Here is a 14633-nt window from a genome sequence, read left to right on the forward strand (position 1 = left end):
CGTGTTTTCCTGTTTTAAAAGGAAATTATTTAATTTTTTATAAAATATAAAACTGAAATATGATTCATATTTTTTATTAATGGACATAAAAAAGCCAGCTAAGCAGCTGGCTTATTGAACTGTTTTGACTTTTATTTAAAGTCTTGGGCCGTGTGGCGCTCTGCCATTTGCTCTTCTTCCGGGCCCCACGTACGATTAACGCGACGACCTCGTTTTACGCCTGGGCGTGCAGCCACTTGTTTAGCCCAACGAACCACATGGGTATAAGATGCAACATCTAAAAACTCTGCCGCGTCGTATAGGTCACCTAAAACCAGTGAGCCATACCACGGCCAAATAGCAATGTCGGCAATTGAATATTCACTGCCTGCCATGTATTCATTGTCACTTAAATGGCGGTTTAGTACATCAAGCTGGCGCTTAGTTTCCATGGTAAAGCGGTCAATCGGGTATTGCATTTTACTCGGTGCATAACTGTAAAAGTGGCCAAACCCACCGCCTAAGTAAGGTGCTGAGCCCATTTGCCAAAATAGCCAGTTACGACACTCTGTTTTGGCTTTGAGATCATTAGGAATAAAGGCATCAAATTTTTCGCCTAAGTATTGTAAAATAGCACCTGACTCAAATATGCGTGTTGGCGGTGTGGTTGAATGATCCATCAGCGCGGGTATTTTTGAGTTCGGGTTTATATCAACAAAGTCAGAGCCAAACTGATCGCCTTCACCAATATTAATTAAATACGCATCGTATTCGGCATCGGTTAAGCCAAGCTCTAAAAGCTCTTCAAACATAATACTAACTTTTTGGCCATTGGGTGTTGCCAGCGAATAAAGCTGAAATAGATGTTCGCCAATCGGTAATGTTTTGTCATGAGTAGCGCCTGCAATGGGGCGATTTATACTAGCAAATTTACCACCACTTTCACTGTCCCATGTCCATACTTTAGGCGGGATGTATTCGTTGTTTTCACTCATAAATAACCTCTATCTATATTAAACGCGTGTTTTAGTTGTTGCTTGCTGATTTTTTAATTTATCTGCTTTTGCTAGTTTATAACCTAAAAACAATCCACTTAATGCACCAAAAAAATGGCTCTCAAACGAGATATGAAAACGCTGCGGTAATACGCCCCAGATAAAGCCACTGTATAAAAATGCTACGATAACAGCGATGGAAATCGATTTAAATGAACGCCTTACAATGCCATAGCATAAAATAAATCCCCACAAACCATAGATGACACCGCTTAGACCCACATGAATATTACTGCGGGCAAACATCCAAACGAATAAGCCACCTACTAAAGCGGTGAATATAAATACACTATAAAAGCGCTGTACGCTGTACTGGCAAATTAACCAGCTTAATACAGCAAATGGCAACATATTACTGGCAAAATGCCACCAGCTACCGTGTAAAAAGGGAGCACAAAGAATACCAACCAACCCTTGAATACTTCTTGGATAAATACCTAAACCGTTTAAATTAATGCCAGGTAGGCTATTAATAAGCTGCAATACAAAACAAATAATAATAATGCTAAAAATAGCAAAACGGGTACTGGTAATAAGTGAAAGCGTGTTTGGTTTAGTGGCCATAGTGTGATCCTAATTTACCGAAAGTGTTGCCAGTATAGGAATTGTATAAGGTAATGAAAAGCAATTAAAAAAGCACAGCATAAAATGCTGTGCTGATTTGAGTTGTTGGCTGCTATTAACCTAGTTTAGTTAATAGCTTTTTAGCTGCAAGTTCTGAGCTTGCCGGGTTTTGACCGGTGATCAATAAACCATCTTCAAGAGCAAGCACGCCCCAATCGTCGGTTTTTTGGTAATCGCCACCTTTTTTGATAAGTTCGTCTTCAACTAAAAATGGAACAATGTCAGTAAGTTGTACAGCAGCTTCTTCGCTGTTAGTAAAGCCCGTTACTTTTTTACCGGCGACTAATGCATTGCCATCAGCGTCTTTAACATTTAAAAATACCGCACTTGCATGACACACGCCAGCGACTGGTTTTTGCTCTTTAATAAAGCTTTCAATGAGCGATACTGAATCGGTGTTATCGACTAAATCCCATAAAGGGCCGTGACCACCAGGGTAAAATACGGCGTCGTAATCAGAAGAGTTTACTTCGCTTAAAACTTTGGTATTTGCCATCAGTGTTTGTGCACCACTGTCTGCATCGTAACGTTTGGTTGCCTCAGTTTGAAAATCAGCAAGTGTACTAGTTGGGTCAATCGGTGGCTGACCGCCGTTTGGAGAAGCCAATGTTACTTCAATACCTGCATCAACAAATGCGTAATAAGGGGCTGCAAATTCTTCTACCCAAAAACCAGTTTTTTCGCCTGTGTTACCAAGCTCTGCATGTGATGTAAGAACCATTAGTATTTTTTTAGCCATGTAAGGTATTCCTTATGATGATTTAAATTAATTAATCTTGCTTGATAAATACTATATGCACTAAGAGAGCTTTAAACAACGATGATAAATTTAACTTAATTGATTCAATAATTGATACAATAAGAGGGTTGAAGTTAAAACCGCATTGGAGCACCTATGAAAGTCTCGTTTGAACAGTTAAAAAGCATGGTGGTATTTGCACAAATTGTAGAGCAGGGCAGCTTAACTGCAGCGGCAAAACAATTAGGGCTGACCCGTGCTGTAGCGAGTTATCACTTAAAAAAATTAGAAACACAGCTCGAAGTGACGCTACTTAACCGTTCTACCCGCACCATGGCGCTAACCGAAGCCGGAATGGCCTATTATGAGCGTTGCCGTGTTATTACAGAGCAAGCTAATGCCGCTAATCAGCAAATAGAAAATATAAAAAGCGAACCCCAAGGGCTATTAAAAATAAGCTGCCCCGTAAATGTGGGGATGCAGTTGATTGTACCGGCAATAAATACCTTTAAGCGCCAGTACCCTAAAATTGATATAGATTTACAGCTAACTGATGATGTGGTGGATATTATTAAGCACGGGTTTGATTTTGCAATTAGAGGGGTTGCACTGCGCGATTCGAACTTACAAGCCACTAAGCTCACTACTATGAGTACCTGTATTTGTGGTGCGCCCGATTATTTTGCGCATTTTGGTAAACCCACCACACCCGATGAGTTGGCAAAGCATCAATGGGTGGTTTATCAATTAGGCAGTAAAACGCTGACCTTACAAAAAGAAGGCAAAAAGGTCGATATTACAATGCAAGGTAGTTTAAGCACCAATAACGCTGCTGCACGCACTGCGTTTGTAGAGGCGGGGCATGGTATTGGCCGTATTCCACTTTACGATGCATGGCCAAAAGTACAAGCGGGTTTGCTGCAAATTATACTCGATGATTATAAAAGCAAAGACATTGAACTTTATGGGGTGTTCCCGCCTGGGGCGGCGGGCTCTAAAAAACTGCGTTTGTTTATTGATTATTTAAAAGCGTATTTTGTAAAGCAACATACCGCATTAGGTATGCTTAAATAATAGCGCTTAAAGCACTCGGTTAAACAAAGCAACGGCTTGCTGATACATGGTGATAGCAAGTGCTGCATCGTACCGCTCGCCTTCATCACGCATAAAGGCATGTTGCGCGTTCACTTCTTGCCATTTGTAATTAATACCCGTACTAACCGCTTGTTGATAAATTTTGTCGCGACCTTGTTGTGGCACATGGGGGTCTTGCTTTCCCCAAATAAAGTGGATTTCACCTTGTATATCAGCCATACGTTCAAATGAATTATTCCCTTTTTGTGCGGGAAGTGTGTCGCTATGAATATCAGTGGCATATAAGCAAAAAGCGGCTTTTATTGCTGGGTTTAATGCGGCTCTATACGCTAAATGCCCACCAATACAAACACCCATTGCACCCACAGAGCCAGTACAGTAATCGTGTGTTTGTACAAAGTCGATTAACGCTTGGGTATCGCTGTCGTGGGATTCAAGCGGTTTTGCCCATTTATCGTTATTGCCTTTATCTTTACCCGCATCATCATAAGCAAGCACTGTCCCGATAGGGTTAAGTTCATGAAATACTTCTGGCACAAGTACTACAAAGCCATGGCTTGCTAAAATAGCAGCGCTGCGAGCAATAGGCGCGGTTTGCTGAAAAATCTCAGAGTAAAAAATAATGGCTGGGAATTGCCCGTGAGCGTGTGGGCGATAAACTGTAGTGCGCATTAACCCCGTTGGGGTAGGCAAGTCAGCATGGTGGTGTTGGATGATCATAAAAGCGCTCAATTAAATAATATATAAAATATATGGTAACTGAGCGCGATAAAATAAACACGCCTTAAAGTTTAAATACTTGCAGGCATGTTATTACAGCTAGCATAGTAGCTTACGGTTGCAGGCCAATCGGAAAAGATACCCATTACACCTACGTCTTGCGCTAACACATCAACCACAGTGAACATATCGCCATCGTTATCTATAACATCACTAATAGACTGATAATAATAACCGCCGCCTTGATTTAGAGGGCCTGAGCGCTCAAGACTCCATGCAATGATATTAAGCCCCGCGGCTTTAGCGTCAATAGCGTACTGTGAGGGGACAATATTACTGTTGTTATCTATGCTTAATAGCATCCATATGGGTGGCGCAATAATTTTAACGCCGTCGTTTACGAGCTCTGCCATACTTGGCTGCCATGTTGCTGCGTTGTTTGGATCAAACCCTGCATTGCTGTCGCGCCCATCTAAATAGACACTCTGCGCTGCAAATTCAGGATTAGTATTAATCCAATATTCTACGTCGGCTAAATTAAATGATTGCGGATACACTCGCGAGGCGGGTACCTCCATTTGCGTGTATTCATCCAGCATTTTTTGTGCGTATTGCGTTTGGGTCATACCGTTAAAAGGCATACTTACTTGAGGGGATTTAAGCTCTGGGGTCATTTTTACTCCCAGCTCTTTAAAGAGTGCAATACTTTGTTTGTGGGTCATGAGTGTACCAGAGGTGGCGTATAAGTCAGTGCGCCAACTGGGTGTACCTTTCATGTAATCGCTAACATTGGTGGCACTGGTGTTCGCGCCATCCATCTTGCCCTCAAGAGTTAAAAATTCTGCCAAACTAATATCACTGGTACAACATTTAGCTGAAGCAGGCGTGCCACTGTTAGAGTTTGCTGGGGTAAATGGCTCACTACATTTAGCAGCCAATGTTGGAATGGCTAAAATATTGGTGGTGGTGTGCAAGTCGCACTGAGAATGACGACATACTAGCTCTTTATCATTGGTAAAGGTTACATCGCATTCGACAACACCTGCTCCCATGCGAGCGGCTGCAATATAAGATTCTTTAGTGTGTTCTGGGTATTGCATTGGAGCACCGCGGTGACCAATTGAAAAATCAGTACGATAAAAAGGACCTTCTTTGCACGATTCTAATTTTGTTTTTAGTGCGCTGTCAGCCATATCGTCAATTAAGTAGTCGGGGCGAGTACCTAGTTGCGTATTGGTGCCTTGTGCTACTTCAACAATAACCGGGGTAGGTACTTCAACAATTTCAACGTCAGTGTTGGTAACAACCACTTCTTTTTCGACTATTTTTACATCGTCATCACAGCCAGTAAGTGAGCTTAATAATAAAAAAGTTGTTAGAAAAGGTATGCGCTTCATTATTTGTCCTTAAAAATAAAAGTGGACGCTACCTTACTAATTATTAATGACAATTTCACTACAGAGTGATTAATTTGCTGATTTAGTCATTATTTGGTTTACCACTAAGGCAACCAGCATCACTCCCCCGCCAATGCTTAATCTAAGTAGGTCAGCGTCTCTATTCCAAATAAGCACATTAACAATAATACCGGCAGGAATAAGTAAGTTGTTCATCACCGCCAGCGCACCAACATTGACAAGCGTCGCGCCTTTATTCCACATAAAGTAGCCTAAACCAGAGGCCACAATACCTAAATAAATCAGTATGCCCCATTGAGTTGAGGTACTTGGTAATTTGTTAAGATCACCAAATAAGACGTAACAGGCGCTTGCAACAATTAGTGCGCCAATAAAAAACCAACCAAATACGGTTTTATCATCGAGTTGTTTATTAAGCATTAATCGTTTGTAGGTTACTTGGCCGATGGCAAAACTAATATTAGCGCCTTGAACCAGTAGTAATCCGACTAAAAAGTTACTGTCTAAGTTTTCATAACGAATGGTAATAGCACCTAGTACGGCAATAAACGCAACGATAAAAAACTGCGGATTAAACTGTTTATTTAGCGCATCGTTTAAAAGCGTAATGTAAAGCGGGGTCATTACAGTAAATAACAGCACTTCTGGCACACTTAAAAACAAAAATGAGTGGTAATAAAAGCCATACATAACCCCCAGTTGCAGTGCGCCTATCAGCATGAGTTTACATGCAAGCGGGGTGGGGGTTTTCTTTAAAAAAGGCAAAAATACTAACGCTGCTAAAGCCACACGAATTAACACACTAAACCATGCGTCAACTTGGCCTGCTAAATACACACCAATTAAACTAAACGAAAACGCCCAAAGAAGGGTAACTGCAAATAAATAGCCCATAACACTCATCTTGTCTTAAGTAATGGTGTCAGTTTATCTGTTATGTATTGTTCTATAAACAATAAAAGCCCGCAAGCGGGCTTTTATATCAGTTGATTAAAAATATTAATTAATCAACTAAACCACGGCGCTTAAGCAGGGCGTCAGTGGTTGGTTTTTGGCCTCTAAACTCAATGTAGCTTTGCATTAAGTCACGGCTATTACCTTTTGATAGGATCTCTTTACGGAACTTATCGCCATTTTCGCGCGTTAAGCCACCGTTGTTTTCCATGTGAGCAAACGCATCGGCTGCAAATACTTCAGTCCACAGGTAGGCGTAGTAACCCGCTGAGTAACCACCTGCAAACGTATGGCTAAAGTAGTTTGATTTATAACGCGGTGGAACAGGGTAGTAATCAATACCATGTGCCTTTAATGCGTCACTTTCAAACTGCTGTACGTCAGTTATTTTCTTATCAGAACCAAATGAGTGCCATTCCATATCCAGTAGTGCTGCTGCTAAATATTCAGTGGTACCAAAACCTTGGTTGAACTTTTGCGACTCAAGTACTTTATCAAGTAGTGCTTGAGGAATTGGCTCTCCAGTTTTGTAATGTTTAGCGTAGTTAGCAAGTACCGTTGGTTCAATCATCCAATCTTCGTGTGCTTGTGATGGAAATTCAACAAAGTCACGTGCTGTTGCAGTACCTGCTAGGCTTGGGTATTTAACGTCAGAGAATAAACCGTGTGCCGCATGACCAAACTCGTGGAACATAGTTGATACTTCGTCAAACGTCATGAGCGTTGGCTCGCCTTCAGCCGGCTTTGGAATGTTTTGTGCGTTGTAAATAACAGGTTTAGTGCCTTTTAAGCCGCTTTGGCTTACGTATGCACTCATCCATGCACCGCCACGCTTACCTTCACGTGCATATGGGTCCATGTAAAATAAACCAATTGCGCTGCCATCGGCGTTAAATACTTCAAATGCCATTACATCGTCGTGGTAAACCGGCAGGTCTTTACGCTCTTTAAAGGTAATACCGTAAAGTTTTTCCATAGCGAAGAACAGGCCGTTATGGATAACCGACTGCATTTCAAAATAAGGCTTAACTAAGGCTGGATCTAGGTCGTATTTTTCAGCGCGTACTTTTTCTGCGTAGAAAGACCAATCCCATGGTTTAAGTTCAAAGTTTTCACCCGAATCATTAATTACTTTTTGAATTGCTTGTGCTTCTGCTTTCGCTTTTTCAACGGCTTTTGGCGCTAAGTCATCTAAAATGCCGTACACGTTATCAGTAGTTTGCGCCATGCGTGAAGTCATTACATAAGAAGCCCAATCTTTAAAGCCTAACAGTTCTGCTTTTTGTGCGCGCAGGTTAGTTTCTTTAATAATGATAGGGCCATTTGTTTTAGCAGCACGATTGGTTGATGCTTTAAAAATTTGCTCACGTAGTTCGCGATTTTCAAGGCTTGCTAAAATAGGTTGTTGCGTGGTGTTAACTAAGGTGATCATGTAGCCATCTTTGCCTGCTTTTTCAGCAGCGGCTGCAAGACCGGCAATTTCACCTTCAGATAAACCCGCTAATTTGCTTTTATCTGTTACTAAAATGACATCTTCTTTAAACGATTTTAATACGTTTTGAGAAAACTCAGTTGATAGTTTTGCAAGCTCTGCGTTGATTTCACGCATTTTTGCTTTTTCAGCATCGTTTAATTTTGCACCGGCTTTTACAAACTGTTTGTAGTAAAAATCGACTAGGCGTTGATCTTCAGCGCTTAACTTATCTTTATTGTCGTATACCGTTTGTACACGTTTAAACAATGCACCATTTAAATAAATGTCATCAGAGTGAGCCGAGAAAACTGGCGCCATTTTTTTATCAATACGTTGGTATTCATCGTTTGAAATAAGGCCTGATAGGTTATAAAACGCAGCTGATGCGCGGTTTAGTAGCTCGCCTGCCAGCTCCATTTCAACTAAGGTGTTTTCAAAAGTGGCTGGCGCTGGGTTGTTGGCAATTGCCAGTATTTCTGCATTGTGCTGTGCAATACCTGCATCAAATGCGGCTTCGTATTCAGTCGTACCAAACTTATCAAACTCAGGTGCCATGTATTGAAGTGGACTTGGTTTGAACAATACATTGCTTGCGTTAATGTCTTGAACTTGCGCTGCGGTTTCTTGTGTTGTTTCTTTAGTGCTCTCAGAAGAGCAGGCAGATAATAAAAGTGCACTAGCAATCGTAGTGGCAATCAGTGTTTTACGCATAATAACTCCATAGAAAAAATAGCCGAAATAGGCTTAGTGAGTCGAAAACACAGTTAACTTACCAAATTTTGACTTATATACAACAAAGTTTATCGATTTAAAGCAGGATTTAAACGCAAATTAGGTGATAAAAACTCGGTATGTAAATAAAAAAGTAGAAAAATACAGCAATTATGCAATTAGCTTTAAATTTGTTGCTGCGTATTTAAGCTAACCGCATGCTAAACTTGGGGTATTATTAGCGCATAAAAATAATCGTTTGTGTGCGACCTTACACATGGAAAATCAATGAACTTAGAACAAATTAATCACATTCTCGCCTTCGTATTGTTTAGCTACAACGACATTCACATTACCGTGGCAAAAGTAATTCAAGTGCCGCTAATTTTGTTTACTATGTGGGTTGTGGTGACTCAGATTGGCAAGTTAATTAAAAAGTCATTACTTGCACGAAAAATGAGCCCAGATGCAGTACATTTATTCACGCGTTTTTATTTTATTTTAAGTATTGCGATTTTACTTTTTACCTCCCTTGAGGTGCTCAACATTCCACTAACCGCATTTGCCTTTGTATCGGGTGCTATTGCCATTGGTGTAGGGTTCGGTGCACAAAATATTATTAATAACTTTATTAGTGGCTGGATATTAATGTGGGAGCGGCCAATCCGTATTGGTGACTTTTTAGAGGTTGGCACTGCAAAAGGGGTGGTTGAAACCATTAATACTCGCTCTACTCGTATTCGCAGGAACGACGGGGTGCATATGTTGATCCCTAATAGCCAGTTATTAGAAAATACGGTTACAAACTGGACGCTCATTGATGGCAATGCACGCTCGTCGGTAAGCGTAGGCGTAGCTTATGGCTCTGATGTATTACTGGTTAAAAAGTTAATTCAGCAAGTATTGGATGAACATGAGGCAATATTGGCAACGCCTCAATCAACCGTATTGTTTGATGACTTTGCCGACAGCTCGCTGGTCTTTAATGCTATTTTTTGGGTGTGCGCTGAATCAGAAACTCGATTAAGACAAGTGCGCAGTGATATTCGCTTTAGTATTTATGAAGTGTTTGAACAACACGATGTGGTGATTGCATTCCCGCAGCGAGATATTCATATTGATGGTGAAATTGCACTGACGCGTTCTTTAGTGAAAAAGTAGTATCTAGAAAGTACCGCTTTATTTAGCTATATTTTTTAACAATTCATTGTAAGGACATATGTCCGCTTTTTGGTTTTTTAGTTGCTAAAAGTACACTAAAAGTCGGGATAGTGCGCTTAAGTGTTAAAAATAAGTTTATATTTTTAACACTCAGCATGCGGTAAATTAATTACAGCATGGTATAATCTCGCGCATTCAGTCAGCCTTATTTATGCCGTTTTTGTACTCTCGGTAATAAGGTCCGCGCCGCATAGAGCAAGTCGCGAAAAATTGACTGAATCCGTAATTATTTAATTGCGCAACACATCAACCGTTGAACAAGAGTGCACTAAAAAGGTTAACCCCGACATGAAAGCAATGAAAAGATCTACGTTAGCAACCCTTATCAATGCAACGTTGTTCTCTGCCGTAGCAGGTACTTCAATTTCAGCTGTAGCCGCTGAGCAAGAGCCCACTGCTAAGAAGAACCAACTAGAAGTTATTCAAGTTACTGCTCGTAAACGAGTAGAAAATGCCCAAGAAGTACCCGTTGCTGTTTCAGCCCTGCAAGGCGACAGTTTAGATGCTTATAGCTCAGCTGGTATGGATATTCGTTTTATGAATGCGAAAATCCCAAGTTTGTCTATTGAATCTTCATTTGGTCGTTCATTCCCACGCTTTTATGTACGTGGTTTAGGTAACACTGATTTCGATTTGAATGCTTCACAGCCTGTGTCACTGGTGGTTGATGAAATTGTACAAGAAAATGCCATTTTAAAAGGTTTCCCTGTATTTGACGTAGCCCGTGTTGAAGTGCTGCGTGGCCCACAAGGTACGTTGTTCGGCCGTAATACGCCTGCTGGTCTAGTTAAATTTGATACCGTTAAACCAAGTCAAGAATTTGAAGGTTATGGCTCTGTATCATACGGTAGCCGTGGCGCAGTTGATTTTGAAGGCGCAGTTGGTGGTTCACTAACAGACCGTTTATCAACACGTGTTTCAGTACTTTGGCAAGATAAAGACGATTACATTGATAATCGTGCACCAGGTTTTGAGCAAAAAGATGCCTTAGGTGGTTACACTGAACAAGCAGCCCGTATTCAATTTTTATATGAAGGTGACGATTTCACTGGATTATTAAACTACCATGTTCGTGATTTAGATGGCTCTCCAATTGCCTTTCGTGCCAATACTATCAAGCCTGGTACTAACGATTTAGTTGATGGTTTTGAAAATGACGTGGTGTATCACGATGCCGCATCTCGTGCGACGCAGCAAGTGGAATCGCAAGGTGCAAGCCTTAAGCTTGAGTGGGACTTAGCTAACCATACAGTAACGTCAATCTCTGGTTGGGAAAGTGCAGAAATTTACTCTCGTGCTGACATCGATGGTGGTTTTGATTCATCTGGTATTCCTGGTTATATGGGTCCAGGTTCTACTCCTTTTTCTTCAGAAAGTGCTGATGGTATTCCAGACCAAGACCAATATACACAAGAACTTCGCTTATCAAGTAACTTTGCCGGTGATGTTAACTATCAAGTGGGTGTTTTTTACTTCGACGAAGCATTAACAATTGAAAACTTTAGCTATGATACAGCCAATAATGGCGTATTGAATGGGTTTGTTAGTCAGCAGCAAGACACTAAAGCGTGGGCAGTATTCGGCTCAGTTGATTACACCATTACTGATGATTTGAAAGTAACCGCGGGCCTTCGTTATTCAGATGATGAGAAAGAGTTCTCAGCAAATCGTACATTTGGTCCATTACCAGGTGAGGCAGGTGCTCCATTATTTATTGAGCGTGATGTAAGTGATGATCACGTAAGCTGGGATTTATCGGCTAACTATAAAATCAATGATGATGTAAATTGGTATGGCCGCATTGCTAACAGTTTCCGCGCACCGAGTCTTCAAGGTCGTATCTTATTTGGTAGTGAAGTAACCGTTGCTGATTCAGAGACTGTTACGTCATACGAGACAGGTATTAAATCTGATGTGTTAGATGGTCAAGGCCGTGTTAACGCAACGGTATTTTATTACACCATGGACGACCAACAGCTAACGGCTGTAGGTGGTGGTGCTAACTTTAACCGCTTATTAAATGCTGATAAAACAACTGGCTACGGTTTCGAAATTGATTCTGAGTGGGTGTTAACGGATGAGCTAAATGCCACATTTAACTTAAGCTACAACAAAACCGAGCTTAAAGACGATACTCTTAGTATTGCTGCACCAAGTCGATTGGAGCTTTTAGATCCAATCATCAATGGTCAAGCTATGCTTGATGGCAACAGCTTACCGCATGCACCAGAGTGGATCTCTAACATCACACTTCGTTACACTAAAGAACTCGCTGAAGGTGAATTCTTCACTTACGCTGATGTGTCGTACCGCAGTGAAATTGACTTTTTCTTATATGAATCAGTTGAGTTTGAAGGTAAGCCATTAACAGAAGTAGGCCTACGTGCTGGTTATGCATGGGCACAAGGCGACTACGAATATGAAGTATCAGCATTCGTGCGTAACCTATTTGACGAGCAACAAGCAATTGGTGGTGTTGATTTCAACAACAACACAGCAATGGTTAACGAAGAGCGTTACATTGGTGCTGAATTTAAAGTTAACTTTTTCTAATCGAAAAATTTAACGTTAAATTGTAATTATTGATAAAAGCCTGCCTAGTGCAGGCTTTTTTATTTTTGTAGAGCTGCTAAAGTAGCGCTCATATGTTTATTAAAGAGAAAAAGTAATGGCTGGATTTTGGAATTACCGTGTAATTTTTTGTGAAGCAACCAAAGATGAAGCGGCGCAATATCAAATACATGAAGTGGAATATAACCTAAATGGTAAAGTAACTAACTGGTCAGAAACGGGGGCAGCGCCGTTTGGTACCACTTTAGATGAGCTAAAAGATGATGCTGAGCGCTTAAAAACCGCATTTGAAAAACCCGTACTTAAAGTGATGCGCAAAGCCCGTGGTTACGAGTTAGTTGATGTAGACACAGGTGAAGACGCTTATGCTGAGCCACCAGCAGGCTTGACCGAGTAACATAAATTAATTAAAGGTGCTTAGGCACCTTTTTTATTATTCAGAGCATAGGCTGATTAGCTAAACAGCTAAACAGCTAAACAGCTAAACAGCTAAACAACAAGGAGAAAGTATGTCTATTGAAGCGGTATTATTTGATATGGATGGCACGTTAGTTGATTCTGAAAGTGTTCATTATACCTGCTGGAGCCAATTACTTGCGTCTTTTGGTGTGCGTTATGACGAAGATGATTTTTGCCAGCGCTTTTCTGGGCGCCCCACAATTGACGCTGCAAAGGAAATAAAACAAACCCATAACTTGTCTGTGAGTAGTCGCTATTTAGCGGATGAAAAATACCGTTTGTTTAGCAAATACGTTAAAACCAATTTACCGCCTTTAATGCCTTATGCTGCAGATATTTTATTCGCAGTTAAAGAGCAAGGCTTAAAAATGGCGTTAGTAACAGGCAGCGCACGCCATGAAGCTGAGCCAATACTAAAAGGATTAGGGTTTTATGATTTATTTGATACGGTGGTTACAAAAGACGATGTAACCAATCCAAAGCCTGCCGGTGATCCTTATTTATTAGCACTTAAAAATATGCAGGTCGCTGCAAAAAATGCGATTGCCGTTGAAGATACCTTCACTGGCGTAACAGCAGCAAATAATGCAGCCTTAGCCGTTGTAGCGATTGCTAATAAGCACACCGAGCAGCACGACTTCAGTAAAGCAACACAGCAAATGGATAACCTTGAAGAATTTTGGCAATGGCTTCAATCTCAACTATAGTTTAAGCCATATTTAAATTTGCAAGGATGCAGTTATGGTTACTATTCAAAGATACCTATTTATTTTTTTAACGCTTTTTAGTGCGAGTTTATTAGCGCAATTGCCGCAGGTGCAACTCGCTGATGTTTATGATGAAACTAAGCATAACGATATTCGCCAATATTTGGTGAGTGAAAAGTTTGACGGCGTTAGAGCAATATGGACGGGGAAACAATTTGTTACCCGCCAAGGTAATCCAATTAATCCTCCAAAGTGGTTTACCGCCCCTTTGCCTGATGTTTGGTTAGATGGTGAATTATGGACCAAGCGGGGTCAATTTTCTGTTCTCAGTGGTATTGTTAGAACAAAAATACCCGACGACTTACTCTGGCAAACAGTGACTTATCAAGTATTTGATATGCCAGATACAAACACGCCTTTTCATCGTCGCTATCAAAATTACCTGTCACTCATTACTAAGTTAAATAGCTCACATATTAATGCGGTTAAGCAATATCAATTTAGCGACAATCAGCAACTAAGTGATTACTTTAATGAGGTCACCAAACAAGGCGGGGAGGGCGTTATGCTTCATTTAGCAGAGGCTAAGCATACGAGTGGTCGCTCTAGTGCATTGTTAAAACTCAAACCTTATTTGGATGCTGAAGCGCTAGTTATTGAATATTTACCAGGTAAAGGTAAATACACAGGTATGCTCGGGGCATTACGAGTGCAAACCAAGCAAGGCGTAACCTTTTCTATTGGCACGGGCTTTAGTGATGAAGAACGCAAGCGTCCGCCAGCCATTGGTTCAACAATCACTTATCGATACCACGGATACACTAAAAATGGTTTACCGCGTTTTGCTAGCTTTTTGCGAGAAAGACCCGAAAAATAAAGAGTGTAGGCCAATTCAGTATATATTTT

The 14633-nt window shown here is 40.9% G+C and carries 13 protein-coding genes; 6 read left to right on the top strand and 7 right to left on the bottom strand.

Annotated features, from left to right (window positions below; all coding sequences use genetic code 11):
• Positions 1–131: 131 nt before the first annotated feature.
• The 3 genes from yghU to AAGD16_RS04675 form a co-directional block, all read right to left on the bottom strand.
• Positions 132–974 carry a glutathione-dependent disulfide-bond oxidoreductase gene (gene yghU / locus AAGD16_RS04665; protein ID WP_013464431.1) on the bottom strand — a complete coding sequence of 281 codons (843 nt, stop codon included), beginning with the start codon at positions 972–974 and terminating at the stop codon, positions 132–134.
• A gap of 18 nt (positions 975–992) precedes the next feature.
• A complete protein-coding gene (locus tag AAGD16_RS04670; protein WP_013464432.1) occupies positions 993–1598 on the bottom strand; it encodes a rhomboid family intramembrane serine protease in 606 nt (201 codons plus the stop codon).
• Positions 1599–1713: 115 nt separating this feature from the next.
• Positions 1714–2397 (bottom strand): type 1 glutamine amidotransferase domain-containing protein, encoded by a 684-nt coding sequence (locus AAGD16_RS04675; protein ID WP_024602858.1) that lies wholly within the window; start codon positions 2395–2397, stop codon positions 1714–1716.
• A 156-nt stretch (positions 2398–2553) separates the two neighbouring features.
• Here AAGD16_RS04675 and AAGD16_RS04680 point away from each other — a divergent pair, with 156 nt between their 5' ends.
• A complete protein-coding gene (locus tag AAGD16_RS04680; RefSeq protein ID WP_033103835.1) occupies positions 2554–3471 on the top strand; it encodes a LysR family transcriptional regulator in 918 nt (305 codons plus the stop codon).
• A 6-nt stretch (positions 3472–3477) separates the two neighbouring features.
• On the opposite strand, the gene AAGD16_RS04685 is transcribed toward AAGD16_RS04680, so the two are convergent.
• The 4 genes from AAGD16_RS04685 to AAGD16_RS04700 form a co-directional block, all read right to left on the bottom strand.
• Positions 3478–4212 (bottom strand): dienelactone hydrolase family protein, encoded by a 735-nt coding sequence (locus tag AAGD16_RS04685; RefSeq protein ID WP_377113960.1) that lies wholly within the window; start codon positions 4210–4212, stop codon positions 3478–3480.
• A 71-nt stretch (positions 4213–4283) separates the two neighbouring features.
• Entirely contained in the window at positions 4284–5609 is a 1326-nt protein-coding gene (locus tag AAGD16_RS04690) for a glycerophosphodiester phosphodiesterase family protein (RefSeq protein ID WP_377113963.1), read from the bottom strand.
• A gap of 69 nt (positions 5610–5678) precedes the next feature.
• A complete protein-coding gene (locus AAGD16_RS04695) occupies positions 5679–6524 on the bottom strand; it encodes a carboxylate/amino acid/amine transporter (protein ID WP_377113966.1) in 846 nt (281 codons plus the stop codon).
• Positions 6525–6633: 109 nt separating this feature from the next.
• A complete protein-coding gene (locus AAGD16_RS04700) occupies positions 6634–8769 on the bottom strand; it encodes a M3 family metallopeptidase (protein WP_036956833.1) in 2136 nt (711 codons plus the stop codon).
• A gap of 288 nt (positions 8770–9057) precedes the next feature.
• On the opposite strand from AAGD16_RS04700, the gene AAGD16_RS04705 reads away from it, so the two are divergent.
• The 5 genes from AAGD16_RS04705 to AAGD16_RS04725 all read left to right on the top strand — a co-directional run bounded on the left by AAGD16_RS04705 (position 9058) and on the right by AAGD16_RS04725 (position 14604).
• Positions 9058–9930: a mechanosensitive ion channel family protein gene (locus AAGD16_RS04705; protein WP_016899418.1), complete on the top strand. Its 873-nt coding sequence runs from the start codon at positions 9058–9060 to the stop codon at positions 9928–9930.
• Between the two features lie 348 nt (positions 9931–10278).
• Positions 10279–12543 carry a TonB-dependent receptor gene (locus tag AAGD16_RS04710; protein ID WP_377113970.1) on the top strand — a complete coding sequence of 755 codons (2265 nt, stop codon included), beginning with the start codon at positions 10279–10281 and terminating at the stop codon, positions 12541–12543.
• A gap of 115 nt (positions 12544–12658) precedes the next feature.
• Positions 12659–12958 (top strand): hypothetical protein, encoded by a 300-nt coding sequence (locus AAGD16_RS04715; RefSeq protein WP_024602851.1) that lies wholly within the window; start codon positions 12659–12661, stop codon positions 12956–12958.
• Between the two features lie 112 nt (positions 12959–13070).
• Positions 13071–13727 carry an HAD family hydrolase gene (locus tag AAGD16_RS04720; protein WP_377113973.1) on the top strand — a complete coding sequence of 219 codons (657 nt, stop codon included), beginning with the start codon at positions 13071–13073 and terminating at the stop codon, positions 13725–13727.
• 34 nt (positions 13728–13761) lie between these two features.
• The gene (locus AAGD16_RS04725; RefSeq protein ID WP_377113976.1) at positions 13762–14604 is read left to right on the top strand and encodes a DNA ligase; all 843 of its coding nucleotides are present in this window, start codon (positions 13762–13764) and stop codon (positions 14602–14604) included.
• The last annotated feature ends 29 nt before the right edge of the window (positions 14605–14633 follow it).

Source organism: Pseudoalteromonas sp. M58 (assembly GCF_042604605.1).
Taxonomy (GTDB): domain Bacteria; phylum Pseudomonadota; class Gammaproteobacteria; order Enterobacterales; family Alteromonadaceae; genus Pseudoalteromonas; species Pseudoalteromonas tetraodonis.

What these genes read in the sequence shown, in the direction of transcription:
- yghU (WP_013464431.1), bottom strand. Translation starts at nt 974, where the DNA reads ATGAGTGAAAACAACGAATACATCCCGCCTAAAGTATGGACATGGGAC.
- AAGD16_RS04670 (WP_013464432.1), bottom strand. Translation starts at nt 1,598, where the DNA reads ATGGCCACTAAACCAAACACGCTTTCACTTATTACCAGTACCCGTTTT.
- AAGD16_RS04675 (WP_024602858.1), bottom strand. Translation starts at nt 2,397, where the DNA reads ATGGCTAAAAAAATACTAATGGTTCTTACATCACATGCAGAGCTTGGT.
- AAGD16_RS04680 (WP_033103835.1), top strand. Translation starts at nt 2,554, where the DNA reads ATGAAAGTCTCGTTTGAACAGTTAAAAAGCATGGTGGTATTTGCACAA.
- AAGD16_RS04685 (WP_377113960.1), bottom strand. Translation starts at nt 4,212, where the DNA reads ATGATCATCCAACACCACCATGCTGACTTGCCTACCCCAACGGGGTTA.
- AAGD16_RS04690 (WP_377113963.1), bottom strand. Translation starts at nt 5,609, where the DNA reads ATGAAGCGCATACCTTTTCTAACAACTTTTTTATTATTAAGCTCACTT.
- AAGD16_RS04695 (WP_377113966.1), bottom strand. Translation starts at nt 6,524, where the DNA reads ATGGGCTATTTATTTGCAGTTACCCTTCTTTGGGCGTTTTCGTTTAGT.
- AAGD16_RS04700 (WP_036956833.1), bottom strand. Translation starts at nt 8,769, where the DNA reads ATGCGTAAAACACTGATTGCCACTACGATTGCTAGTGCACTTTTATTA.
- AAGD16_RS04705 (WP_016899418.1), top strand. Translation starts at nt 9,058, where the DNA reads ATGAACTTAGAACAAATTAATCACATTCTCGCCTTCGTATTGTTTAGC.
- AAGD16_RS04710 (WP_377113970.1), top strand. Translation starts at nt 10,279, where the DNA reads ATGAAAGCAATGAAAAGATCTACGTTAGCAACCCTTATCAATGCAACG.
- AAGD16_RS04715 (WP_024602851.1), top strand. Translation starts at nt 12,659, where the DNA reads ATGGCTGGATTTTGGAATTACCGTGTAATTTTTTGTGAAGCAACCAAA.
- AAGD16_RS04720 (WP_377113973.1), top strand. Translation starts at nt 13,071, where the DNA reads ATGTCTATTGAAGCGGTATTATTTGATATGGATGGCACGTTAGTTGAT.
- AAGD16_RS04725 (WP_377113976.1), top strand. Translation starts at nt 13,762, where the DNA reads ATGGTTACTATTCAAAGATACCTATTTATTTTTTTAACGCTTTTTAGT.